This window comes from Actinophytocola algeriensis, assembly GCF_014203735.1.
Lineage (GTDB): Bacteria > Actinomycetota > Actinomycetes > Mycobacteriales > Pseudonocardiaceae > Actinophytocola > Actinophytocola algeriensis.
In genome coordinates, this window is the sequence record NZ_JACHJQ010000004.1 from 338090 (window position 1) to 360762 (window position 22673).

At 71.6% G+C, this 22673-nt stretch carries 25 protein-coding genes; 16 read left to right on the plus strand and 9 right to left on the minus strand.

Annotated elements, in window-relative coordinates; genetic code table 11:
- Positions 1 to 77 precede the first annotated feature (77 nt).
- The 3 genes from FHR82_RS19425 to FHR82_RS19435 all read left to right on the plus strand — a co-directional run bounded on the left by FHR82_RS19425 (position 78) and on the right by FHR82_RS19435 (position 3635).
- Positions 78 to 1115, plus strand: a complete 1038-nt coding sequence (locus tag FHR82_RS19425) for a sugar ABC transporter substrate-binding protein (RefSeq protein WP_184811876.1) — start codon at positions 78 to 80, stop codon at positions 1113 to 1115.
- Positions 1112 to 2620: a sugar ABC transporter ATP-binding protein gene (locus tag FHR82_RS19430; RefSeq protein ID WP_184811877.1), complete on the plus strand. Its 1509-nt coding sequence runs from the start codon at positions 1112 to 1114 to the stop codon at positions 2618 to 2620. Before FHR82_RS19425 ends, FHR82_RS19430 begins: the two co-directional genes overlap by 4 nt.
- Positions 2621 to 2681: 61 nt before the next feature.
- Positions 2682 to 3635, plus strand: a complete 954-nt coding sequence (locus FHR82_RS19435; RefSeq protein ID WP_221464084.1) for an ABC transporter permease — start codon at positions 2682 to 2684, stop codon at positions 3633 to 3635.
- On the opposite strand, the gene FHR82_RS19440 is transcribed toward FHR82_RS19435, so the two are convergent.
- The gene (locus tag FHR82_RS19440) at positions 3632 to 4324 is read right to left on the minus strand and encodes a FadR/GntR family transcriptional regulator (protein WP_184811879.1); all 693 of its coding nucleotides are present in this window, start codon (positions 4322 to 4324) and stop codon (positions 3632 to 3634) included. The two genes, FHR82_RS19435 and FHR82_RS19440, sit on opposite strands and share 4 nt — an antisense overlap.
- Positions 4325 to 4412: 88 nt before the next feature.
- Between FHR82_RS19440 and FHR82_RS19445 the strand changes: the two genes are divergently transcribed.
- The 7 genes from FHR82_RS19445 (at position 4413) to FHR82_RS19475 (ending at position 9816) form a co-directional block, all read left to right on the plus strand.
- Positions 4413 to 4721, plus strand: coding sequence for an L-rhamnose mutarotase (locus FHR82_RS19445; protein ID WP_184811880.1), 309 nt, complete (start codon positions 4413 to 4415; stop codon positions 4719 to 4721).
- Positions 4718 to 5647 carry an aldo/keto reductase gene (locus FHR82_RS19450; protein WP_184811881.1) on the plus strand — a complete coding sequence of 310 codons (930 nt, stop codon included), beginning with the start codon at positions 4718 to 4720 and terminating at the stop codon, positions 5645 to 5647. The genes FHR82_RS19445 and FHR82_RS19450 overlap by 4 nt, the downstream gene beginning before the upstream one ends.
- Positions 5647 to 6486, plus strand: coding sequence for an amidohydrolase family protein (locus FHR82_RS19455; protein ID WP_311771219.1), 840 nt, complete (start codon positions 5647 to 5649; stop codon positions 6484 to 6486). Before FHR82_RS19450 ends, FHR82_RS19455 begins: the two co-directional genes overlap by 1 nt.
- A gap of 75 nt (positions 6487 to 6561) precedes the next feature.
- Positions 6562 to 7944 carry an NAD(P)/FAD-dependent oxidoreductase gene (locus FHR82_RS19460; protein ID WP_184811883.1) on the plus strand — a complete coding sequence of 461 codons (1383 nt, stop codon included), beginning with the start codon at positions 6562 to 6564 and terminating at the stop codon, positions 7942 to 7944.
- Positions 7904 to 9013: a serine hydrolase domain-containing protein gene (locus FHR82_RS19465; protein WP_184811884.1), complete on the plus strand. Its 1110-nt coding sequence runs from the start codon at positions 7904 to 7906 to the stop codon at positions 9011 to 9013. Before FHR82_RS19460 ends, FHR82_RS19465 begins: the two co-directional genes overlap by 41 nt.
- A 15-nt stretch (positions 9014 to 9028) precedes the next feature.
- Complete coding sequence (locus FHR82_RS19470) at positions 9029 to 9325, plus strand: ArsR/SmtB family transcription factor (RefSeq protein ID WP_184812460.1); 297 nt, start codon at positions 9029 to 9031, stop codon at positions 9323 to 9325.
- 11 nt (positions 9326 to 9336) lie between these two features.
- A complete protein-coding gene (locus tag FHR82_RS19475) occupies positions 9337 to 9816 on the plus strand; it encodes a YbaK/EbsC family protein (RefSeq protein ID WP_184811885.1) in 480 nt (159 codons plus the stop codon).
- Positions 9817 to 9819: 3 nt separating this feature from the next.
- Here FHR82_RS19475 and FHR82_RS19480 read toward each other — a convergent pair whose 3' ends face one another.
- From FHR82_RS19480 to FHR82_RS47515, 4 genes are all read right to left on the minus strand, one after another.
- Positions 9820 to 10800: an NAD(P)-dependent alcohol dehydrogenase gene (locus FHR82_RS19480; RefSeq protein WP_184811886.1), complete on the minus strand. Its 981-nt coding sequence runs from the start codon at positions 10798 to 10800 to the stop codon at positions 9820 to 9822.
- Positions 10797 to 11408, minus strand: a complete 612-nt coding sequence (locus tag FHR82_RS19485; protein ID WP_184811887.1) for a DUF2306 domain-containing protein — start codon at positions 11406 to 11408, stop codon at positions 10797 to 10799. Before FHR82_RS19485 ends, FHR82_RS19480 begins: the two co-directional genes overlap by 4 nt.
- Before the next feature lie 70 nt (positions 11409 to 11478).
- Positions 11479 to 12135, minus strand: coding sequence for a response regulator (locus FHR82_RS19490; RefSeq protein WP_184811888.1), 657 nt, complete (start codon positions 12133 to 12135; stop codon positions 11479 to 11481).
- A complete protein-coding gene (locus FHR82_RS47515; protein ID WP_184811889.1) occupies positions 12132 to 13244 on the minus strand; it encodes a sensor histidine kinase in 1113 nt (370 codons plus the stop codon). The genes FHR82_RS19490 and FHR82_RS47515 overlap by 4 nt, the downstream gene beginning before the upstream one ends.
- Before the next feature lie 94 nt (positions 13245 to 13338).
- Here FHR82_RS47515 and FHR82_RS19500 point away from each other — a divergent pair, with 94 nt between their 5' ends.
- Both FHR82_RS19500 and FHR82_RS19505 read left to right on the plus strand, forming a co-directional pair.
- Entirely contained in the window at positions 13339 to 13674 is a 336-nt protein-coding gene (locus FHR82_RS19500; RefSeq protein WP_184811890.1) for a PadR family transcriptional regulator, read from the plus strand.
- Complete coding sequence (locus FHR82_RS19505) at positions 13671 to 14594, plus strand: hypothetical protein (RefSeq protein WP_184811891.1); 924 nt, start codon at positions 13671 to 13673, stop codon at positions 14592 to 14594. The genes FHR82_RS19500 and FHR82_RS19505 overlap by 4 nt, the downstream gene beginning before the upstream one ends.
- Here FHR82_RS19505 and FHR82_RS19510 read toward each other — a convergent pair.
- Together FHR82_RS19510 and FHR82_RS19515 are read right to left on the minus strand one after the other, a co-directional pair.
- Positions 14587 to 16164, minus strand: coding sequence for a monocarboxylic acid transporter (locus FHR82_RS19510; protein ID WP_184811892.1), 1578 nt, complete (start codon positions 16162 to 16164; stop codon positions 14587 to 14589). The two genes, FHR82_RS19505 and FHR82_RS19510, sit on opposite strands and share 8 nt — an antisense overlap.
- On the minus strand, positions 16161 to 16580 hold the full coding sequence (locus tag FHR82_RS19515) for a DUF485 domain-containing protein (RefSeq protein ID WP_184811893.1): 420 nt from the start codon (positions 16578 to 16580) through the stop codon (positions 16161 to 16163). Before FHR82_RS19515 ends, FHR82_RS19510 begins: the two co-directional genes overlap by 4 nt.
- Before the next feature lie 242 nt (positions 16581 to 16822).
- Between FHR82_RS19515 and FHR82_RS19520 the strand changes: the two genes are divergently transcribed.
- Genes FHR82_RS19520 through FHR82_RS19535 form a run of 4 tightly spaced genes read left to right on the plus strand, consistent with a single transcriptional unit; the run spans position 16823 to position 20540 of the window.
- Positions 16823 to 19156 (plus strand): sensor histidine kinase, encoded by a 2334-nt coding sequence (locus FHR82_RS19520; RefSeq protein ID WP_184811894.1) that lies wholly within the window; start codon positions 16823 to 16825, stop codon positions 19154 to 19156.
- Positions 19153 to 19581, plus strand: coding sequence for a roadblock/LC7 domain-containing protein (locus FHR82_RS19525; protein WP_184811895.1), 429 nt, complete (start codon positions 19153 to 19155; stop codon positions 19579 to 19581). The genes FHR82_RS19520 and FHR82_RS19525 overlap by 4 nt, the downstream gene beginning before the upstream one ends.
- Positions 19582 to 19602: 21 nt before the next feature.
- The gene (locus FHR82_RS19530) at positions 19603 to 20106 is read left to right on the plus strand and encodes a DUF742 domain-containing protein (protein ID WP_184811896.1); all 504 of its coding nucleotides are present in this window, start codon (positions 19603 to 19605) and stop codon (positions 20104 to 20106) included.
- 20 nt (positions 20107 to 20126) lie between these two features.
- Positions 20127 to 20540: a YunG family protein gene (locus tag FHR82_RS19535; protein WP_225944083.1), complete on the plus strand. Its 414-nt coding sequence runs from the start codon at positions 20127 to 20129 to the stop codon at positions 20538 to 20540.
- Here the strand turns inward: FHR82_RS19535 and FHR82_RS19540 are convergent.
- Positions 20494 to 21738: a lanthionine synthetase LanC family protein gene (locus tag FHR82_RS19540; RefSeq protein ID WP_221464006.1), complete on the minus strand. Its 1245-nt coding sequence runs from the start codon at positions 21736 to 21738 to the stop codon at positions 20494 to 20496. The two genes, FHR82_RS19535 and FHR82_RS19540, sit on opposite strands and share 47 nt — an antisense overlap.
- Positions 21738 to 22673, minus strand: a complete 936-nt coding sequence (locus tag FHR82_RS19545; protein WP_184811898.1) for a nucleoside hydrolase — start codon at positions 22671 to 22673, stop codon at positions 21738 to 21740. Before FHR82_RS19545 ends, FHR82_RS19540 begins: the two co-directional genes overlap by 1 nt.

Consider the following 22673-nt stretch of genomic DNA (forward strand, 5'->3'; position numbering starts at 1 on the left):
GACGGCGGTTGAGCGGATGAACGAAGCGACCAATTGAACACAGTTCCCTTTCTCTCTCCAGCATCAAGGAGGATGCGATGCGCAAGACCATCGGCGCGGTCGCGGCGGTCGCCGCGCTGGCCGTCGCGGTGAGCGGCTGTGGGTCCACGAAGGACACCGCGGGTGGTGGCGGCGGCGGTGGTGGGGACGGCAAGATCGGCGCCACGGTGCCGCTGTTGACCTCGCCGTTCTGGCAGGCGTACAACAACTACGTGCCGGGGATGGCGAAGGAGGCGGGCCTCGACGCCCTGCCGACCGTCAACGCGGACAACGACACCCAGAAGCAGATCACCGACATCAACAACCTGCTCAACCAGGGCGTCAAGGGCCTGGTGGTGACCCCGCTCGACTCCGCGGCCATCGTCGCGGGCCTCAACCAGGCCGAGCGCAAGGGCGTGCCGGTGGTGTCGGTCGACGTGGCACCCGAGTCCGGCAAGGTCGCGATGGTCGTGCGCGCCGACAACAAGGCGTACGGCACCAAGGCGTGTGACGTGATCGGCGAGAGGGTGCCGGAAGGCAAGGTCATCCAGATCATGGGTGACCTGGCGTCGGTCAACGGCCGCGACCGGTCCGAGGCGTTCCGCGCGTGCGTGAAGGAGAAGTACCCGAAGCTCACCGTGCTGGAGATCCCGGCGGACTGGCAGGCGGAGAAGGCCGCGTCCGGACTGGAGGGGCTGCTGACGGCGAACCCGGACGTCAAGGGCATCTACATGCAGGCCGGTGGCGTCTACCTCGCGCCGACGCTGCAGGCCCTGGAGCGCAAGAACCTCAAGTTCCCGGTCGGCGACCCGAAGCACATCGTGCTGGTCTCCAACGACGGCATCCCGCAGGAGCTGGACGCGATCCGGGCCGGCGAGCTGGACGCGACCGTGTCGCAGCCCGCGGACGACTACGCCAAGTACGGCATGTACTGGCTGAAGAAGGCCATGGCGGGCGAGACCTTCTCCGAGGGCCCGACCGACCACGGCAGCACGGTCGTCGAGACCATGCCGGGCATCCTGGAGGACCAGCTGCCCGCGCCGGTCGTCACCAAGGAGAACGTGGACGACGAAGCCCTGTGGGGTAACAGCTTGTGAGCGGTGGCGTCGAGACAGTCGTCGAGGCACTGGGTGTCGGCAAGCGCTACGGGCCCACCGTGGCGCTCGCCGATGTCAGTCTCACCGTCGAGGCAGGCGAGTCGCACGCGCTCGTCGGCCGCAACGGGGCGGGCAAGTCGACGCTGGTGTCCCTCCTCACCGGACTGTCCAAACCGGACACGGGGACGGTCACGTTCGGTGGGGAACCGGCGCCGCCGATCGGCGACCGGGAGGCGTGGCGCACCAAGGTCGCGTGCGTCTACCAGCACTCGACGGTCATCCCGCACCTGACGGTCGCGGAGAACCTGTTCATCAACCGGCAGCCGACCCGGCGCGGCGTGATCTCGTGGTCGCGCCTGCGGAAGGACTCCCGCGAGCTGCTGGACTCGTGGCACGTCGACGTGGACGTGGACCTGCCTGCCGGTGAGCTGTCGGTCGAGGACCGGCAGCTCGTGGAGATCGCGCGCGCCCTGTCCTACGGCGCGCGGTTCATCGTGCTCGACGAGCCGACCGCGCAGCTCGACTCCGACGCGATCGGGCGGCTGTTCGTGCGGATGCGGGAGCTGCAGGACGCGGGTGTCACCTTCCTGTTCATCTCGCACCACCTGCAGGAGGTGCACGAGGTCTGCCAGGCGGTGACGGTGCTGCGCGACGCGCGGCACGTGGTCACCGCGCCGGTCGCGGACCTCACCCGCGCCCAGCTGATCGACGCGATGACCGGCGAGACCGGTGGTCTGACGGTGACCGACGCGGCCGAGCGGGACGCGGTCGCGGCCGACGCCGAGGACGTGCTGACGGTCGCAGGCCTGTCCGGTGACGCGTTCACCGACATATCGTTCGGGCTGCGGCGCGGTGAGGTGCTCGGCATCGCCGGGTCGAACGCGAGCGGCAAGCACCAGATCGCGGAGACGATCTACGGGCTGCGCGCACCGGTCCGCGGGGTGGTGACGATGAACGGCCGCCCGCTGCCGCACGGCGACGTGAAGGCCGCGCTGCGGGCCGGGATCGGTTGCGTGCCACGGGATCGGCACCACCAGGGGCTGGTGCTGGGCATGTCCATCGCCGACAACGCCGCCATGTCCGTCCTGGACCGGATGGGCCCTGGCGGCCTCGCCGCACCCGGCGCGCGGACCGCGGTGGCGACGAAGGCGATCGCCGACTACGACATCGTGGCGGCAGGCCCGCTGCAGCAGGCGGACGCGCTGTCCGGCGGCAACCAGCAGAAGATCGTGCTGGCGCGGGCGCTCGGGAGCGACCCGGACGTGCTGGTGCTGATCAACCCGACGGCGGGTGTCGACGTGAAGTCCAAGGAAGCGCTGCTCGGCCAGGTCGAGCGGGTGCGCGCGGAAGGCAAGGCGGTCCTGATCGTCAGCGACGAGCTGGACGACCTGCGGCCGTGTGACCGGGTACTGGTGCTGCGCGCCGGCGACCTGGTCGCGGAGCACGAGGCCGGCTGGTCGGTGGGCGATCTGGTGGCCGACATCGAAGGGGTCACGCATGACTGAGGTGCAAAGCCGGGAAAGGCGCGTGCACGGCACCGATCGCCCTGAGCGCGCCTTCCGCGGCATGGGACGGCTGCCGCGGTTGCGGGAGCTGGCACTCGTGCCCGCGCTCGTGGTGCTGCTGATCATCGGCGCGATCGTCAACGACAGCTTCCTCACCACCGGCAACCTGATCAGCATCCTCGGCGCGTCCGCCGCGCTCGCGCTGGTCGTGCTGGGTGAGTCGCTCGTGCTGATCTCCGGCAAGTTCGACCTGTCGCTCGAGTCCACCGTGGGCATCGCACCCGCGATCGGCGCGCTGCTGGTGATCCCGTCCGGCTTCGGCACCGAATGGCACGCCGCGGCCGGGATCGCCACGATCCTGCTCGTCGGCGCGGTGATCGGCGCGTTCAACGGCTTCCTCATCGTGAAACTCAAGCTGAACGCCTTCATCGTCACCCTGGCCATGCTGATCGTCCTGCGCGGACTGCTCGTCGGCGCCACCGAGGGCAAGACGCTGTTCGACATGCCGGAGGCGTTCTTCACGCTCGCCACCGCCACGTTCATCGGCCTGCCGATCTCGGTGTGGCTCGCGTTGGTCCTGTTCGCGGTCACGGGGTTCGTGCTGCGCTACCACCGGGTCGGCCGCTCGCTGTACGCGATCGGCGGCAACCGGGAGGCCGCGCGCGCCGCGGGCATCAACGTGGACCGCATCTCGGGGCTGGTGTTCGTGGTCGCCGGGGTGCTCGCCGCGATCGGCGGGCTCGTGCTCACCGGCTACGTCGGCGCGATCAACGCCAACCAGGGCGACGGCATGATCTTCACGGTCTTCGCGGCGGCGGTCATCGGCGGCATCTCACTCGACGGCGGCCGCGGCACGATGTTCGGCGCGCTCACCGGTGTGCTGCTGCTCGCGGTCGTGGAGAACCTGCTGACACTTGCCCAGGTCCCGTCGTTCTGGATCCAGGCCGTGTACGGCGCGATCATCCTGGTCTCGCTCATGCTGGCCCGGTTCACCGGCGGGAAGCCGCAGACCTAGGAGTTCTCGCCGTGCTCCCCGAGGGCGTTGCGCAGCCACTGCTCGACGCCGGAGATGTGGACGGTCGCCCACGAGCGGGCCAGCTCCGGCTCGCGGGCGGCGATGGCGTCGTAGATCGCGCGGTGCTGCTCGCGGGTCTTCGCGACCGCGCCTTCCTGGGTGAGGCCGCGCCAGATCCGCGCGCGGGTCGTCGGGCCCGACAGCGAGTCGATCAGCGAGCACAGCACGGGGTTGCCGGTGCCGAGCGCGATGCGGCGGTGGAACTCCAGGTCGTTCGCGACGAGCGACTCGACGGTCGGCGACTCCTCGAGCCCTTCGAGGAGCTTCGCCAGTTCGGCGATGTCCTCCTCGGTCATGTTGGTGGCGGCCATCGCGGTCGCCGCCGGTTCGAGGATGCGCCGCACGGCGAGGAAGTCGAGCACGGTGTCGTCGCGGTGGAAGTCCACGACGAACGTCATCGCGTCGAGCAGCAGCTTCGGTTCGAGGCTGGTGACGTACGTGCCGTCGCCCTGCCGGACGTCGAGCACGCGGATCAGGCACAGTGCCTTCACGGCCTCCCGCAGCGAGCTGCGCGACAGGCCCAGGTGCTGGGCCAGGTCGGCTTCCTTGGGGAGCCGGTCGCCGGGCGCGAGCTCACCCGAGATGATCATGCCCTTGATCTTGTCGATCGCTTCGTCGGTAACGGGCATACGAACCTCTCTTGCGGAGCTTGCGGAGCGAACGTCGGACACTGCAAACCTCGGATGTTTCCTCTAGAGTGCCACGAAAGGTGAACGGATGCGGGTAGCACTGCACACCCGGCTCAAGCCGGGCAGGGAGGCGGAGTACGAGAAGGTGCACGCCGTCATCCCGCGTGACCTGGAAGTCGCGCTGCGCGACGCGGGCGTGTCGTCCTGGGCCATCTACCGCGACGGCCTCGACCTGTTCCACGTGCTCGAGGTGGCGGACTACCAGGCCATGCGGCACGCGCTGCGCGACCACCCGGCGAACGTGCCGTGGCAGCGGCGGATGGCAGAGCTGCTGGAGGTCGAGGACGACTACTCGGGCACCGACACCGGCCTGAAACTCGTGTGGGAGCTGTCGTGACCGTGCCTGTCGGGCTGGGCTGCGCCCAGCTGGGCAACCTGTACCGCCCGATGACCGACGAGACCGCTGCCGCGATCGTCGACGCGGCGTGGGACGCGGGCATCCGGTACTACGACACCGCGCCGCACTACGGGCTCGGGCTGTCGGAGCGGCGGCTGGGTTCCTCCCTGCGCGGGCGGCCACGGGACGAGTACGTGCTGTCCACGAAGGTCGGCAGGCTCCTGGAGGTGAACCCGGCGTACGCGGGGGAACGGGACACCGACGGCTTCGACGTGCCCGCCACGCTGGTGCGGCGCCGCGACTACTCCCGCGACGGGGTGCTGCGGTCGCTGGAGTCCAGCATGGCGCGCCTCGGTGTCGACCGGATCGACATCGCGTTCGTGCACGACGCCGAGGACCACGTCGAGGAGGCCCTGGCAGGCGCGATCCCGGCGTTGATCGAGCTGCGGGACCAGGGGGTGCTGCGCGGCGTCGGGCTCGGCATGAACTTCGACCGCGTGCTGGCCGAGTTCGTCCGCCGCTCCGATGTGGACACCATCATGGTCGCGGGCCGGTACACGCTGCTGGAACAGCCCGCACTGGACGAGCTGCTGCCACTGTGCGAGGAACGTGGCGTGCGGGTGATGGCGGCAGGCGTGTTCAACAGCGGCATCCTGGCGTCCCCGACCCCGGGGACGACGTACAACTACAAGGAGGCCCCGGCTCCGCTGGTGGAGCGGGCGCGGCGGATCGCGGACGTGTGCGCGCGGTACGGCGTTGAGCTGCCCGCGGCGGCGATCGCCATGCCCGCGCGGCACCCCGCGGTCGAGGCGGTCGTGCTGGGCGCCAGCTCGGTCCGCCAGGTCGAGTCGAACGTGGCTCGCGCGGCGGCGGAGATCCCACCGGGCCTGTGGCAGGCCCTGACCGAGGAAGGACTGCTGCGGTGATCATCGACGCCCACCACCACCTGTGGGAGGACCTGACCCGCCGCGACTACGGCTGGCTGGCCGGCCTCGGCGCGATCCGCCGTCCGTACACAGTGGACGATCTCGCCGAGGTCACCCCGGCAGACCGCACGATCCTGGTGCAGACGGTCCCCACGGTCGAGGAGACCGAGGAGTTCCTGGCCACGGCCGCGGCCACACCGTTGATCGCGGGGGTGGTCGGCTGGCTCGACCTGACGACCCCGGACGTCGCGGACCGCATCGCCGCCCTGCGCGAAGCCCCGGGCGGCGACACGCTGGTCGGCATCCGCCACCCGGCGCAGGGCGAGGCGGACCCGGACTGGCTGAGGCGGCCCGACGTGGTGCGCGGCGTCCGGGCGGTGGCCGAGGCAGGCCTGACCTTCGACGTCCTCGTCCTGCCGCCACAACACCAGGCCGCGATCGCACTGGCGGACGCGGTCCCGGGCGCGCGGCTGGTACTGGACCACGCGGGCAAACCCGCCATCGCCGCCGGTGGTTATGCACCGTGGGCGGGGTTCCTCACGGAGCTGGCCGCCAGGCCGAACGTGTTCTGCAAACTGTCGGGCCTGGTCACGGAAGCCGACTGGACCAAGTGGACAGTCGAGGACCTGCGCCCGTACGCGGCGCACGTCCTGACCTCCTTCGGCCCGGACCGGGTCATGTTCGGCTCCGACTGGCCGGTCTGCGAACTGGCCGCCACCTACGCCCAGGTCTACGGGTCGGCCCGCACCGTCACGAGCGACCTGTCGCCGTCGGAACAGGACGAGGTCTTCGGCGGAACGGCAACGCGCGCGTACCCGATTTCCGGCCACGTGGCGTGACGCGCGGCACGCGCCAGGACCGTCACGTTCGGGCGGGCTGAGCCGTCCACCAGGTGACCCCGAAAGAAGGGCACCATGCGCAAGATCCTGATAGTCGGCGGCGGCTACGCCGGCTTCTACACCGCCTGGAAACTGGAGAAGAAGCTCCGTCGTGGCGAGGCCGAGGTCACGGTCGTCGACCCCAAGCCGTACCTGACCTACCAGCCGTTCCTGCCGGAGGTCGTGGCCGGTTCGGTCGAGGCCCGGCACGCGGCCGTGTCGTTGCGGCGGCACCTGCGGCGCACCCGCGTCATCGCCGCGACCGTGACCGCCATCGACCACCGGCACCGCGTGGTCATCGCGAAGCCCGCCGACGGTGCCGCCGTCGAGCTGGGCTACGACCTCATCGTCGTCACCGCCGGTGCGGTCACGCGGAAGTTCCCCGTCCCCGGCATCGGTGCGACGGCGATCGGCCTCAAGCACGTCGAGGAGGCCGTCGCGATCCGGGACCGGCTGCTGACCGCGTTCGACCGGGCCGCCGCGCTCCCGCCGGGGCCCCGGCGGCAGAAGCTGCTCACGGTCACGTTCGTTGGCGGCGGGTTCTCCGGCGTCGAGGGTTTCGGCGAGCTGTTGTCGCTCGCGACCGGGCTGCTCAAGCGCTACCCGGAGATCGCGGGCGACGAGCTGCGGTTCCACCTCGTCGAGGCGAGCGGCCGCATCCTGCCCGAGGTCACCGAGCGCCCCGGGCGCTGGGTGGTGCGTGAGCTGGAGCGGCGCGGCGGCCACGTCCACCTGGCCACGCAGGTCACCTCGGCCGTCGACGGGCGCGTCGTGCTCTCGACCGGCGAGGAGTTCGACTCGGACCTGATCGTCTGGACCGCGGGCAACGGCGCCAACCCGGTCGTCGGCAACCACACCGACCTCCCCGTCGACGAGCGCGGCTTCGTCGTCGTGCGGCCCGACCTGCGGGTCGGCACCGACGACGCGCCCGTGCCCGACGCGTGGGCCGCGGGTGACGCCGCCGCCGTGCCGGACCTCGCCGTGCCCGGCCACCGCACCGTGCCGAACGCGCAGCACGCGTACCGCCAGGGCAAGCACCTCGCCCGCAACATCATCGCCACGCTGCGCGGCAGGACGCCGAAGGAGTACGTCCACCACAGCCTCGGCACCATCGCGACGCTCGGTCTGGGCCGCGGCATCTTCCAGTACCGCCGCCTCGTGATCACCGGGCTGCTCGCGTGGCTCATGCACCGCGGCTACCACGTGCTGGCCGTGCCCAGCTGGGAACGCAAGGCCCGGGTACTCGCGATCTGGCTGACCCAGGGGCTGTTCGGGCGGGACATCCTGTCGCTCGCCTCGGTGCAGCACCCGCGCGACGCGTTCGTCGCGGGTGGCGAGCCACCGATGAGTTCCGCGCTCCCGGCAGGTCTACCCGACCATGACCGAACTGCGGGAACTGCTGGCCCGGTACGTCGGTGACGGCTCGCTGCCGGGCGCGGTGGCCGTCGTGGCGCGGGGCGCCGAGGTCGAGGTCGCGGTAGCCGGGTCCGTCGCCCTCGACGGCACCGCGCCGATGACCAGGGAGTCGATCTTCCGCATCGCGTCGGTCACCAAGCCGATCACGGCGGCCGGGCTGCTCGTGCTCGTCGACGACGGGGTGGTCGGGCTCGACGACCCGATCAGCCGGTGGCTGCCGGAGCTGGCCGAGCCGGTGGTGGTCCGCACCCCGGCGAGCCCGGTCGACGACGTGGTGCCGGTCAACCGCCCGATCACCGTCTTCGACGTGCTGACCGGGCAGGCAGGCTGGGGTTTCGCGTCCGACTTCGGCTCGCCCGCGGTGCGGGCGCTGTTCCCGGTGCAGCAGGACGGCCGCGAGGTGCGGCGTTTCCCGCCCGCCGACGAGTGGGTGGCGGCGCTGGCGACGGTGCCGCTGCTGTACCAGCCGGGTGAGTCGTGGCTGTACGACACGTGTTCGGCGATCCAGGGCGTGCTCGTCGCCCGCGCCGCGGGCACCTCGCTGCCGGACTTCCTCACCGAGCGCGTCTTCACCCCGCTGGGCATGACCGACAGCGGCTTCTCGGTACCCGCCGCGAAACGCGACCGCTTCACCGGCTTCTACAAGAAGACCCCGGCCGGGCTGACCCTGGCGGACGCCCAGGACGGCCAGTGGGCCACCGAACCCGCGTTCCCGCTGGGGTCCGGTGGTCTCGTGGGCACCGTCGACGACTGGCTCGCGTTCGGCCGCATGCTGCTCGCCGGCGGCGCACCGGTCCTGTCCCGCGCCGCGGTGCGGCTGATGACCACCGACCACACCACCCCCGCCCACCGCGAGATCGGCGCCCTGTTCCTCGAGGGTGACGGCTGGGGCATGGGCGGCTCGGTCAACGGCACCCGGTACGGCTGGGTCGGCGGCACCGGCACGTCCGCACACGTCGACTTCGCCACCGGCACGGCCGCGATCCTGTTCACGCAGGTGGGTGAGGACTCCCCGGTGGCACCCGAGTGGATGAGGGAGTTCTGGCACTTGACAAGGGACTTAGCTAATTAGCAAAATGCCTGAGTGATGCGGGTGGACGTGCTCAAGGCGCTGGCCAGCGAACGACGGCTCCAGATCCTGGAATGGCTGAAGGAGCCGGCACGGCACTTCCCTCCGCAGGTGGACGGCGATCTCGAGCGGGACGGCGTGTGTGCGCTGTTCATCGCGGAGAAGCTGGGGATGAGCCAGCCCAGTGCGGGCGAGCACCTCAAGGTGCTCGCCGCGGCGGGACTCGTCGAGGGCACGCGCATCAAGCAGTGGGTGTTCTACCGCAGGAACGAGCGGCGCATCGCCGAGGCCGTCCAAGACCTCGCCGACCTGTAGGAGACGAACGCATGGCCGACGCGTACGAACGGCTCGTGGCGCTGCTCGACACCAAGAACGCGACCTACCGCCTCATCGACCACGCACCGGAAGGCCGCACGGAGTTGGTCAGCGCCATGCGCGGCCACCCGGTGGCGCAGGCGGCGAAGTGCGTGATCATCATGGTCAAGCTGGGCAAGAAGGTCACCCGGCACGTGCTGGCCGTGGTGCCCGGCGACCGGCGGGTCGACCTCGCCGGGCTCAAGGCCCTGCTCGGCGGGACCTACGCGGGCTTCGCGTCCCTGGAGGTGGCCGAGCGCCTCGCCGGTTCGGTCAGCGGCACGATCCTGCCGTTCGCCTGGCACCCCGACCTCGAGCTGATCGTCGACCCGGAGCTCACCGCGCACCAGGAGCTGTACTTCAACGCGGCCCGGCTCGACCGTTCCGTCGCGCTCGCCACCAGCGACTACCTCGCGCTGGCCGAGCCCAGGGTCGAACGGATCGCCGGGTGACGCTCACCTCGTGAGGACGACCTTCGCGCGGGCGTGTTCCTCCTCCAGGTACCGGATCGCGGCCGCCGCCTCGGGCAGCGGGTAGGTCCGGTCGATCACCGGGGTGACCGAACCCGCCTCGATCAGCTCGCGGAGCGTGTCGAGGTTGCGTGTGCTGGGCTTCTCGCCCAGCACCACCAGCCGCTGCCGCACGAACGGGCGCAGCAGCTGCCCCCGCATGATCAGCCCGACCGGCCCGAGGACGCTGCCGCCCCGGTACACGCCGCCGCCGGACAGGACCACCACGCCGCGCGGGCCCGCCGCGCGCCGCAGCTCGGTCAGCGACCGGTTGCCGACGAGGTCGAGCACCACGTCGTACCGCCGCGTGGTGAAGTCGTCGCGGGTGTAGTCGACCACCTCGTCCGCGCCCAGCTCCCGTACCAGGCCGGCGTTGCGGGTGCGGCACACGCCGGTCACGTGCGCGCCGAACGACTTCGCGAGCTGCACGGCGAACGTGCCGACGCCGCCGGACGCGCCGTTGACCAGAACCCGTTGCCCTGCCTGAACTCCTGCCGCGTCCCGCAGGCCCATGAGCGCGGTGTTCGCGGCCAGCGGCACCGCGGCCGCCTGCTCGAACGTCAGGTTCGCCGGCTTGCGCGCCAGCTGTCCACCCGGGACGGACGCGTACTCGGCGAACGCGCCCTCCTCGGCCCCGAGGTCGCCGTACACCTCGTCGCCCGGCCGGAACTCGGTGACGTTCCCGCCGACGGCGGCCACCACGCCGGCGAGGTCGCGACCGCGGACCGTCCTCTTCGGCCGTCTCGGCGCGCCCGTCATCAGCCGCGCGAAGTACGGGTCGCCGCGCATCATGTGCCAGTCCCACGCGTTCAGCGCCGCGGCGCGCACCTCGACGAGCACCTCGTCGTCACCCGCCACCGGGGTGGGGACGTCCCGGAACTCCAGTGCCTCCGGGCCGCCGTAGCTGTCCTGCGCGATCGCCTTCATCGGTAGTCCTTCCTGCGAATGAGCCATTCCGCGACGACGAGGTTGAGCACCCAGCCGGCACCCAGGAGCAGCGCCCTGGTCGTCACGTCCGGGTCACCCTCGGCCGCCGTCCAGAACCCGAAGAGCACGGCCTGCGTGCCGCCGCCCTGGCCGATCGCGTAGCCGCGGATCATCCAGCCGCGGTGGGTGCCGAAGTCGCGCCTGCGCACGGCCGCGACACCGAGTACCAGCGCGGCGGCCATCGCGGAGCCGAACACGAGCCGCAGCACCATGAGCAGGTCGCCGTCGTGCGCGGGGAGCGGGTAGACCACCGCCATCCACATGCCGGACAGCGCCGCGACCAGTCCACACGGGACGATCAGCCGCCCCAGCACGCGGTGGCGTGGGCCCCGGGGGAACTGGAACGCGCCGAGCACGCAGAACAGGCTCGCGCCGACGATGTGCAGCACCACCGGCACCGGGTCGGCGAAGAACCGGGCGTTCTCCGGCGTGACCGCCGCGCCCGTGCTCAGCTGGGTGACCCGGAACGCGCCGGCCAGGACCGGGACCGCGCTGAGTGCCAGCAACGCGGCCGGTACCCGCCACCGCGTCCGGGTGAGTGTCGTCATGCCACGATCGTCGCGCGTGGCGGGCCCGGACTCATCGGGCGTTGGTTCCGTTGTGGCGTCGTACTTTCGGCTACCTGCGGACGCGGCCCGTCTCGTACGCCCACATCGCGATCTCGACGCGGTTGCGGGCGCCGAGCTTGGTCATGAGGCTCGTGAGGTGCGACTTGACCGTGGACAGGGTGATGTAGAACTCGTCGGCGATCTCGTTGTTGGTGCGGCCGCGCGCGACGGCGGCGAGGATCTGCTCCTCGCGGTCGGTGAGCGGGTCGATCGGCTGGGCCGGTTTCGCCGACGGCCCGGTCTCGGCGAAGGCCGCGAGCAGCCGCGCGGTGACACTGGGCGCGATGAGCGCGTCGCCGTTCGCGGCGGCGTGGACCGCCTGCGACAGCATCTCGGCGCCCGCGTTCTTCAGCAGGAAACCGCGCGCGCCCGCCCGCAGCGCGGCGTAGACGTACTCGTCGAGGTCGAACGTGGTGATCACGACGACGGCCATGGGGTCGGTGACGTCCGGGCCCGCGAGGCGCCGGGTGGCCTCGATGCCGTCCAGCTCCGGCATCCGGATGTCGAACAGGCACACGTCCGGCCGCAGCCGCCGCGCCATCTCCACCGCTCGTGCCCCGTCGCCCGCCTCGCCGACGACCTCGATGTCCGGCTGCGCGTCGAGGATCATGCCGAGCCCGGTGCGGACGATCTCCTGGTCGTCGGCGACCACGACCCTGATGCTCACGGCGCCACTCTAGGCAGGACGGCCGTCACCGCCCAGCCCCGGTCCGGCGCCGGGCCCGCCTCGCAGGTGCCGCCGAGGAGTTCGGCCCGTTCTGCCATGCCGACGAGTCCGAACCCGGTGGACCCGTCCGGCCGCCCTGGTGGGTCGCCGTCGTCGCGGACGGACAGGCGCACGGCGTGGTCGTCCGCCTCGACCCGCACCTCGATGCGGGTCGCGTGCCGGGCGTGGCGCTGCGCGTTGGTGACCGCTTCCTGCGCGAGGCGGTAGATCGCGGCGCTCACCGGGGACGGGAGGCTGTCGACGTCACCGGTGAGCGTCACGTCGACCGGTGGCTTGAGGCGGGTGAGGTCGGTGACGCGGGGGCCGGGGGAGAGGTCGGCGGGTTCCTGGGTGCGCAGGAGGCGGACCATGCCACGCATCTCGTCGAGCGCGCGGGCCGCCTCGGCGTCGATGACCCGCAGCGCGTCGACCGCCGCGGCCGGGTTCGTCGCCGCGGTCGCGATGCCCGCCTGCGCGCGGATCGCCATCGCCGACACGTGGTGGGCGACGGTGTCGTGCAGGTCGCGGGCGAGCCGGGCACGTTCGAGGAGCTTCACCTGGTCCAGCTCGCGGCCGCGGGCGCGGGACCGGTAGCGCAGCGCCGCGCCGAGCGCCATCGCCGCGGTCACGATGAAGACGCCCGCGAACGCGTCCCCGAGCGGGAGGAACCCGAGCGCCGCGTCGAGGCCGAGCTTGGCGAAGATGATCGCCGCCCCGGTCGCGGCCTCGCGCCCGGATCCCCAGCGGAACAGGGAGAACGGCAGCAACACCAGGTAGACCAGCACGTTCTGGTTCGGGAACGGCCCACCGACGAGCAGCGGCGACACCCCGCACACCCCGAACGCGATCGTGACGACCAGCAACGGCCGGGAACGCCGCCACGGCAGGGTGAACACGAGCCCGGCACAGATGACGACGGACAGCACCCGCCACTCGAGTCCCGGCCGGAGCACCCCTTCGAGCACCGCGACGGTCGCCAGCACAGCCACCAGCGCCCAGTCCCACCGGACACGCGGCGGTGGGGGAGCGGGCCGCGGCTCCCGCCACACCGAGCGAAGGAGCTCGTGCACCGGCTCATCGTACGAGCAGAACGCCGCTGAGGAGATCGACCGAAAGTACGACGCCGGCTTGCATATATGTCGATCATCGGTATATACCGTTCGTGTGACGGACACTCTACGAGAACCGACCTTCCTGATACTCACGGCGCTCGCCGCCCGGCCGCAGCACGGTTACGGGATCCTGCGCGACGTCGAGGAGATCTCCAGCGGCCGCGTCAGGCTGCGGGCGGGCACCCTCTACACGGCACTGGACCGGATGTCGTCCGACGGGTGGGTGGCGATCGACCGGGAAGAGGTCGTGGACGGCAGGCTCCGTCGCTACTACCGCCTGACCGACCTGGGGGCGGCCAGGCTCGCGACCGAAGTGGAACGAATGCGGGCGAACACCCGCGCGGCGGAACAACGTCTGCGCGCGCGGCCTATCGGAGGGACAGCGTGAGCGAACTCGAGCGGCGGTACCGGCGGCTTCTCGCCCTCTACCCCCGTGACCACCGGGAACAGCACGGCGAGGAGATGATCGACGTGCTGGTGGCCGCCGGCGGGGACCGGACCCGCCCCGGCTGGAAGGACGTCGCCGACCTGGTGTGGGGCGCGTTCCGGCTGCACCTGCGCCGCATGGTGGCCGGCGGCGTCGAGCCGCGTGACGTGCTGGCGATCGTGAGCCTGCTCGGCCCGATCGCGGTCCTGGCCGGTGCCACGGAAAGCCTGCACGAGCTGGCGTGGTGGGTGCAGGCAGGCGCGTTGGGCGGCATGCCCGTGTGGCAGCAGACCCCGGACGCGCCGATGTGGGTCGTCTGGCTGGCGGTGGCCGTGCTCGTCGTGTGCCGGCAGCGGGTCGCCGCCGCGGTCGGCGCGTGGGCAGGCACGATCGGCCTCGTCCTGGTCGCCACGGTGTCCGAACGGTCGTGGTCGTGGGCCTACGCGGACTCCGGGTGGGTGCTGCTGGGCGCACTGACGGCCGTCGCGCTGACCCTGTCGCCGGGGCCCGTGCGCGGACGTGAACTGGCGGGACGGGCGCCGGTCCTGGTGCTGGGCGCGGCGGTCGTGGTGGCCGTGGCGATCGGGGTCCTCGGCTACCGCGAGACCGTCGCCGAGGCGGCGTGCTTGGTCGTGCTGGTCGTCGGCGCGGTGGTGGCGGCCGGGGCCGGGTCGCGGGCCGGTCGCCGGGCCGCGCTGGTGCTGCTGGTGCCGGTCATGACGACGATGATCGAGGCGCTGTTGGCGACGATCGACGCGTTCCGGCCCAATGACACGGTGACGGCGTTGCTCTTCTACGGCCCGCCGCTGGTGGTCCTGCTCGCCCTGGGCGGCTTGCTGCCGCGCGGCGTCGCGCGCCGCCCGGACGAGCCTCTCACCTGACCGTGCCCGCGCCGATGCCGGTGACCGAGCGGACCTCGAGTTCGTCGGAGCGCTCGGCATCGGCGCGGTCGCGGCTCAGCACCGTCCCGAGGTAGCCCAGCAGGAACGACAGCGGGATCGACACGAGACCCGGGTTGCTCAGCGGGAACAGGTGGAAGTCCACGCCCTTGATGATCGAGTTCGGGCCGCCGGAGAACACCGGCGAGAACACGATCAGCAGCAGGCACGACCCCAGTCCGCCGTAGATCGAGAACAGCGAGCCGGTCGTGTTGAACCGCCGCCAGAACAACGTGTACAGGATCGTCGGCAGGTTCGCGGACGCGGCGATCGCGAACGCCAGCGCCACCAGCGCCGCCACGTTCTGCCCGATCGCGAGGTAGCCGCCCACGATCGACAGGCAGCCGATGACGACCGCGGTGATCCGCGCGACCCGCACCTCGGCGCCCGGCTCCGGGCGACCGTGCTTGATCACGTTGGCGTACACGTCGTGCGCGAACGACGCGGACGCGGTCAGCGTCAGCCCGGCCACGACCGCGAGGATCGTGGTGAACGCGACCGCGGCGACGACCGCGAGCAGCACCGGCCCGCCGACCTCGAACGCCAGCAGCGGCACCGCCGCGTTCTCCTTGCCCGGCGCGGCGAGGATCTCCCGCGACCCGACGATCGCGCTCGCGCCGTAGCCGATGACCAGCGTGCACAGGTAGAACAGCACCATCGCCCACGTCGCCGACAGCACGGACCTGCGGGCCTGGTAGGCGTTCGGCACGGTGTAGAACCGCATCAGCACGTGCGGCAGCGCACCCGCGCCGAGCACCAGCGCGATCGACAGGGACACGAAGTCGAGCTTGCTCGTCCCCGACTCCCCGTACAGCGCACCGGGTCGCGTCACGGCGTCGCCGAGCGCGTTGTTGGCCGCGGCCCGGTCGAGCAGGTTCGTGAGGCTGTACCCGAACTTGCCGAGCAGGAACACGGACAGCATCAGCACGCAGAACAGCAGCAGGCCGGCCTTGATGATCTGCACCCACGTGGTGCCCTTCATGCCGCCGACCAGCACGTAGAAGATCATGATCGCGCCGACACCGGTGATGACCAGCGCCTGGCCGCCGCTGGAGTGCACGTCCAGCAGCAGCGCCACCAGCACGCCCGCACCCGCCATCTGCGCGAGCAGGTAGAACGCGGAGATCACGAGCGTCGCGTTGGCGGCGGCCGCCCGCACGGGCCGCTGCCGCATGCGGAAGCTGACCACGTCGCCCATGGTGAACCGGCCGACGTTGCGGAACCGCTCCGCGATCAACAGCAGCGGGATCAGCCACGCGACGAGAAATCCGATCGAATACAGGAATCCGTCATAACCATGCACCGCGATGGCGCCCGCGATGCCGAGAAATGACGCGGCGGAAAGGTAGTCGCCGGACAGCGCGATCCCGTTCTGGAGGCCGGTGAACCCGCCGCCCGCGGCGTAGTAGTCGGCCGTCGAGGTGTTCCTGCTGCTGACGCGGTACACCACGAACAGGGTCACCGCGACGATGATCAGGAATATCGTGATGTTGAGCGTTGACTCGCCGGTCATGATCGGTTTTCCCCCGCCGCGGCACGCAGTTCCGCGATCTTCGGATCGATGTTCTTCCTGGTGAAACGCGCGTACCAGAGCATGATCGCGACGGTGGTGACGAACTGGGAAAGTCCCAGCAGCAGTCCGATCGTGACAGACCCGGTGACCCGGTGCGCCATGAAACCGGGCGCGTACGCGGCCAGCAGCACGTAGGTCAGGTACCACGCCAGGAACAACCCGCTCACCGGGAACACGAACCGGGTGAGCCGGCGGCGGACGAGGACGAAGTCCGGGTGCTCGCGAATGGCGGCGAAGTCCGGCGGTCCGGGTGGTGCCGCGGGGTGCGCGGTGGCCGGGAAATCGTTGTCCACCGGTTCGAACGCGACATAATCTCCCGGTTCCGGCGCACGCGTGAACGACGATGCGTGGGTCATGGGATTCCCTTTCGCGGCATGGCGAGGCGCCCGGGGAGGCGGCGATCGAAAGCGTAACCACCGGGTCAAGGCCCTGTGGTTTGAAAGTTTCCGAAAATTTCGCTGGACCGAAAATGGTCGCCTGGCAGCGCTTACACAACAGAGTGTGCTCGGTTGGTGGCGTAATCGGTGCTTGAACAATGCGTCACGGTTTCCCTAAGTTGACCCGGATACCCGAATTTCCCTGGGGGAGAGGTGCACCCGTGAGCTCGCCCCACGCGACGCCTCCTGCGCCGAGCGGCACCACGTGGTGGACCGCCGCTGTGCAGTGGCGGAACTGGCCGTTGCTGGTCAAGCTCGGCGTGGTGCTCGTCGTGCCGGTCGTCGGCGCCCTCGTGCTCGGTGTCCTGCGGGTACGCGCCGACGTGGAGCTGGCCGACTCCTACTCGAGCATCGAACGCGTCGCCGAGGTGCGCGAACAGGTGGTGCGCGTGCTGTCGGCCCTCCAGCACGAACGGAACGAGGCCGTCGGCGCGGGCACCGATCTGCAGAAGGCGATGGCCGCGACCGACACGGCGATCGCCGACATCACCGGGATCATCGGCGACACCTCCGGAGACCAGGCCAGGATCGCGGGCAACTCGGACTACAACGAGCTGTTCCGCGGGATGGGCGCACTGCTGGCGGCACGCGGGCAGCGCGCGGCGGGCGGCGACGGCCTGGTCATCCTCAGCGGCTACAACGCGGTCACCGGCGCCGTGCTCGAGTTCGACCGCTCGCTCGTCGGCAGCTTCCCCGACCGGAACCTGACCAACACGTCGCTCGCGCTCGGCGAGCTGCAGGCCGTGCGCGAGCAGGTCGCGCTGCAGCAGGCGATCGGCAGCCTCGCGTTGCGCGACAGCGGGTTCTCGGACGCCGGGCGGCAGCTGATGATCGAGGCGGGGGTGCGGCTCGAGGACCAGCTCGGCGACTTCCGTTCCGTGGCGCCGCCCGCGCTGCGCGAGCGCTACGACACGACCGTGACCGGCCAGGACGCGACCGCGCGGCAGCAGATGGTGGATGCCGCCCGCTCGATGGGCCCGGCGCAGGCCCGGTTCACGGCCGACCAGTGGAACTCCGTCTCCGACACCACGACCAGCCAGCTGAGCGAGGTCACGCAGCTGGCCGCGGCCGACCTGCGGGCGGGCTCGAACGACCTGTCCGAGACCGTCAGCGACCGCGCGGGGCTGGAGTCGGTGCTGCTGCTGTTGATGGTGCTGCTCGCCGCGGGCATCGGCGGCGGTCTCGGCCGCTACCTGCTGCGTTCGCTCGGGCTGCTGCGCCGCGCCGCACTCGACGTCGCGCACGACCGGCTGCCCGCCGCGGTGGCGAGCATCCGCGCCGGGGAGACGGCGAAGGTCGCGATCGACCCGGTGCCGGTGCGCACCACCGAGGAGTTCGGCCAGCTCGCGCGTGCGTTCGACGCGGTGCAGGAACAGGCGATCCGGTCGGCGGCCGAGGAAGCGGGCCTGCGCAGCAACCTCGCCAACATCTTCACCAACCTGTCCCGCCGCAGCCAGGGCCTGGTCGAGCGGCAGCTGCGGCTGATGGAACAGCTGGAGCAGAAGACCGACGACCCGGACCAGCTGGCGAACCTGTTCAAGATCGACCACCTGGCGACCCGGATGCGCCGCAACAACGAGAACCTGATGGTGCTGTCGGGCACCGGCCTGCTGCGGCGGTTCACCGAGCCGGTGCCACTGCCGGACGTGCTGCGCGCGGCGATCTCCGAGGTGGAGCACTACGAGCGGGCGATCGTGCGGTCCGCGCCGGACCTGCGCGTCACCGGCTACGCGGCCGGTGACCTGATCCGGTCGGTGTCCGAGCTGATCGAGAACGCGACCGCGTTCTCCCCGCCGGACTCGGTGGTCGCGGTGGAGAGCAGGCGGCGCGGCGACGGCTCGGTGATGATCGACGTGCTCGACGACGGCGTCGGCATGGGCGAGGCGGAACTGCGCGAGGCCAACCACCGCGTGGCGGGCGGGGGCGGGGTGGACGTGCCGGTCTCGCGGCAGATGGGCCTGTTCGTGGTCGGCAGTCTGACCGCGCGGCACGACATCCGGGTGCGGCTGTCCGTGCGGGCCGAAGGTGGTCTGTGCGCGTCGGTGCTGGTCCCGGCGGGGCTGGTCGGTGCGGGCGACCCGCCCGGCGAGCCGGCGCTGGTGTCGGTCGGGGCGGCGAGCGCGGTCGTGTCGACCGGAGACGTGGCGGGCAGGCTCGAGTCGGCGGGGATCTCGGTGACGCTGCCGGACCTGCCGTCGGCGAGCACGCCGGCGTCGATCCTGTTCACCGCGAGCGACCCGCGGCCGGAGCCAGGGTTCACCTGGCTGGACAGCGAAGGCCGGGTGCGGGCGGCCGCGTCGCCCGCGGTCGCGCCGGTCACCGAGGCCGGGCCGAACGGCTTGCCGAAACGGGTGCCGAAGGGGCAGCTGCTCGTGCCGCCCGCACGGCAGCAGCCACCACAGCCGACCGGGAGCGCGAAGCGCGACGCCGCACGGGCACGCGGGTTCCTGAACGGTTTCCAGTCGGGTGTCCGCAGAGGGGAGACGGAGTCATGACCGCCACGCACGAGTCGGCCGACCGGCAGCAGGTGGGGCAGTTCGGGTGGCTGGTCAACAACTTCGTCGACAACACCCCCGGGGTGGCGCACGCCGTGGTGGTGTCGGTCGACGGGCTGCTGCTGACCGCGTCCGTGCGCCTGCCCGGCGAACGCGCGGACCAGCTGGCGGCGATCACGGCAGGCATCGTGAGCCTCAACCTGGGCGCCGCCAAGCTGCTCGGCGCGCAGTCGGTGGTGCGCGCGGTCGTGGAGATGGACGGTGGCGCCCTGCTGCTGACCTCGATCCGCGACGGCTCGTGCCTCGCGGTGCTCGCGGCACGGGACTGCGACATCGCACAGGTCGCCTACGAGATGACGGTGCTCGTGGACCAGGTCGGCCAGATCCTCACCCCGCAGTTGCGGGCCGCTTTGGCCGCGGGCTGAGTCCCGCGCGAGGAGCTGTCAATGAGCGGTGCTGACAGACCCGAGTCGACCTTCGCCGACGTGCTCAACGGCCTCACCATGGGCCGTCACCGCAAGCGCGCCAACGAGACCCGCCCGGCCCCGGAACCGGTGGCCGCGCAACCCGACGCACCCGCCGACGAGCCGGACCCGGTCGAGGAGAACGCCGCGAGCGTCCGGGCCTACGCGTGGACCGCGGGCCGCACGAGGTCGAGCGGCAGGCTGGAGATCGAGACGCTCATCGTGACCGCCCCGCGCGCGGAGGAACTGTTCACCAGCATGCGCGTCGAACACCAGTCGGTGGCCCGGCTGTGCAGGCAGACGAGGTCGGTCGCGGAGATCGGCGCCCTGCTCCACCTGCCGATCGGCGTGGTCCGGGTCCTCCTCGACGACATGGCCGGACTGGGCCTGGTCACCGTCCACCACAACGAGTCCACGCCCGACGCGCGCCCCGACATCGACCTGATGCGACGCGTGTTGCGCGGGCTGGCCAACCTGCGCACCTGAGCCCCGGCACAATGATCGGCATGTGGACCCTCGTCGACGTGGAGCAGGCCGTGCGGGCGAGCTGGGGCGCCGACACGTGCGACCCCGCCGACCGGGCCGACTGGCATCCCGGCAACCCCGCGCGGGGCCAGTGCGGGGTGACCGCGCTGGTGCTGCACGACATGTTCGGCGGCGAGCTGGTGCTCGGCGAGGTCCGGGTCGCGGGGGAGCGGACCGGAAGCCACTACTGGAACCGGTTCGGCACCGGGCTCGAGGTCGACCTCACCCGCGGCCAGTTCCGCCAGGACGAGGACGTCGTCGGCGCCCAGGTGGTCCAGCGGCCATCCGGGCCGCCGAAGCGCTGTCGCGAGGAGTACGACCTGCTGCGGGCCCGCGTGTCCGCCCACCTCACGGCAGCGCCCACCACGAGTCCAGCCGCGGCACCGGCTCCGTAGACCCCCGCAGCGCACGCTCCACCCGGAACAGGAACGCCGCGATCCCGGCCGCCCCCTGCATCCAGCCGATGCCCGGCGGCAGCAGCGGCTCGTCGTTCCGGTGCTCCACGAACCGCCAGTACGCGTGCGGCCCGTCTGTGCCGGCCCGCGCCACCAGCGCGTCCGCCAGCCGTACCGCGAACTCCAGGTCCGATGGGTCACCGCCGCGGCACCACGAGTCGAGGAAGATGTCCCCGACACCCGCGGTCCCGCAGCACCGCCCGTCGTTGTCCCAGAACCCGGGCCGCAGCCGCGCCGGCAGACCCGAGTTCCGCACACCCTCCAGCGCACGCCGGTGCCACTCCAGCGGCGCCTCGCCCGCGACCGACGCCACCCCGGCCCGGTCCAGCGCCAGGTACAGCAGCGACGTGCCCGACCCGCCGTGGCACCAGCCGTGCGCGACCGCCTGCTCGTCGGCCGGGATCCGTTGCGGCACCACGTATCCGTCACCGAGTGACAGCAGGTGCGCCGCGCCGCGCGTGGCCGCCCGCACCAGGTCGGGCCGGGAGAACCGCAGACCGGCCACCGCGAGCGCCGACGCGATCCCCGCGACGCCGTGCGAGAAGTTCGGCATCCGCACCACCTCGTCGGTGCGGAAGCGCGAGGGCACGAACGCCCAGTCGAGTCCGGTCGGCACCTCTTCCGCCTCGGCGAGCAGCAGGTCCGCCGCCGCCGTACCCAGTTCCCGCGCGTCGGTCCACACGGCGGCCAGCAGGATCCCCGCCGTGCCCAGCACGACATCGGTCACCCGCGTGCCCGGCACGAACCGCGGCGGCTCGAACGCCGTCTGCGGCCACCCGTCCGGCTCCGCGATGGCGAGCAGCCGGGCCACCGCCGGTGCCGGGTCCGCGCCCAACGCGGTCAGCACGCCGATCGCACTGGCCAGGCCGTCGAAGAAGTTGTAGTCGGTGGCGGCCGGTATCCCGGCGCTCACCTGCGCCGCGATGCCCGCCGCCAGCTGTTCCTCCTCGCCGGTCCACGGCCGCGACAGCCGGATCTCGGCCAGCACGTACGCCAGCCCGCCGACACCGGAGTGCATGCCGTCGCGGTAGTCCGGGTTCACCGCCACGCCCGGCGACTCGGGGATCGACAGCTCGCCATCCCACCGCACCTGCGACAGCACCCACCGCCACGCGGCGTCCGCGACCTGCTGGTACATCAGGAAAGCCGTGCGGTCAGCAGGTCGAGCACCCCCGGCGCGTCCACGCCGACGCACACGTTCACGGACGGTCGGCCCTGCCACGCCGCGGGTGCCGCGTCGTCGGTGCCGCCGATGCTGGGCCACGTCTTGCCGCGGCTGATGCCCTGCGTCTCCACGCGGACCGGCCACCGCTCGGTGCGGAAGAGCGAAGGGTCGAGCAGGTACGCGACCGCGCTCGGGTCGTGCAGGTAGATGCCCGCCAGCCCGCTGACCTTCTCCAGGAACGCGCGGTACAGCGGGATCGCCCGCCCGAGCAGCCGCGCGGTCGGCGTGTCGGCGGCGGTCACCGCGTCGATGCCCGCGCCGGGCAGCACCACCTGGTGCGTCACGTCCAGGCCGACCATCGTCACCGGCCACCGCGCGCCGAACACGACGTCCGCCGCCTCCGGGTCGTTCATCATGTTGGCCTCGGCGGCCGGGGTCGCGTTGCCGGGGCCGAGGGCGTTGCCGCCCATGACAACGACGTGCTCGACTTCCGTGTCGAGATCGGGCCGCAGCCGCAGCGCCAGCGCGAGGTTGGTCAGCGGCCCGATCGCGAGGATCGTCGCGCCCGGCGCCGCCCGGCACAGGAACTCCGCCGCGCTCACGTCCAGCGCCGAACGTGACGGCGTCGCCGGCTCACCGCCGTCGCCCAGCCCGTCCTCGCCGTGGATGTGCGGGATCGCGCCCAGGTAGTCCATCGCGAGCGGTGCGGCGGCACCTCGCGCGACCGGGATGTCGCCGCGGCCCGCGATGTCCAGCAGCGCCAGCGCGTTGCGGGTCGCCGTCTCGACCGTCACGTTGCCGAACACGGTCGTCAGCCCGGTCACGTCGAACTCGGGGGAGGCCAGTGCGGCGAACAACGCGATCGCGTCGTCGATGCCGGGGTCGGTGTCGATGATGAGGCGCGTCAC

Excerpts from the sequence above, each read along its gene's own strand:
- FHR82_RS19435 (WP_221464084.1), top strand. The coding sequence starts at position 2,682 with ATGGGACGGCTGCCGCGGTTGCGGGAGCTGGCACTCGTGCCCGCGCTC.
- FHR82_RS19460 (WP_184811883.1), top strand. The coding sequence starts at position 6,562 with ATGCGCAAGATCCTGATAGTCGGCGGCGGCTACGCCGGCTTCTACACC.
- FHR82_RS19465 (WP_184811884.1), top strand. The coding sequence starts at position 7,904 with ATGACCGAACTGCGGGAACTGCTGGCCCGGTACGTCGGTGACGGCTCG.
- FHR82_RS19445 (WP_184811880.1), top strand. The coding sequence starts at position 4,413 with ATGCGGGTAGCACTGCACACCCGGCTCAAGCCGGGCAGGGAGGCGGAG.
- FHR82_RS19540 (WP_221464006.1), bottom strand. The coding sequence starts at position 21,738 with ATGTACCAGCAGGTCGCGGACGCCGCGTGGCGGTGGGTGCTGTCGCAG.
- FHR82_RS19425 (WP_184811876.1), top strand. The coding sequence starts at position 78 with ATGCGCAAGACCATCGGCGCGGTCGCGGCGGTCGCCGCGCTGGCCGTC.
- FHR82_RS19475 (WP_184811885.1), top strand. The coding sequence starts at position 9,337 with ATGGCCGACGCGTACGAACGGCTCGTGGCGCTGCTCGACACCAAGAAC.
- FHR82_RS19530 (WP_184811896.1), top strand. The coding sequence starts at position 19,603 with ATGAGCGGTGCTGACAGACCCGAGTCGACCTTCGCCGACGTGCTCAAC.
- FHR82_RS19510 (WP_184811892.1), bottom strand. The coding sequence starts at position 16,164 with ATGACCGGCGAGTCAACGCTCAACATCACGATATTCCTGATCATCGTC.
- FHR82_RS19440 (WP_184811879.1), bottom strand. The coding sequence starts at position 4,324 with ATGCCCGTTACCGACGAAGCGATCGACAAGATCAAGGGCATGATCATC.
- FHR82_RS19485 (WP_184811887.1), bottom strand. The coding sequence starts at position 11,408 with ATGACGACACTCACCCGGACGCGGTGGCGGGTACCGGCCGCGTTGCTG.
- FHR82_RS19480 (WP_184811886.1), bottom strand. The coding sequence starts at position 10,800 with ATGAAGGCGATCGCGCAGGACAGCTACGGCGGCCCGGAGGCACTGGAG.
- FHR82_RS19535 (WP_225944083.1), top strand. The coding sequence starts at position 20,127 with ATGTGGACCCTCGTCGACGTGGAGCAGGCCGTGCGGGCGAGCTGGGGC.
- FHR82_RS19515 (WP_184811893.1), bottom strand. The coding sequence starts at position 16,580 with ATGACCCACGCATCGTCGTTCACGCGTGCGCCGGAACCGGGAGATTAT.
- FHR82_RS19525 (WP_184811895.1), top strand. The coding sequence starts at position 19,153 with ATGACCGCCACGCACGAGTCGGCCGACCGGCAGCAGGTGGGGCAGTTC.
- FHR82_RS19470 (WP_184812460.1), top strand. The coding sequence starts at position 9,029 with ATGCGGGTGGACGTGCTCAAGGCGCTGGCCAGCGAACGACGGCTCCAG.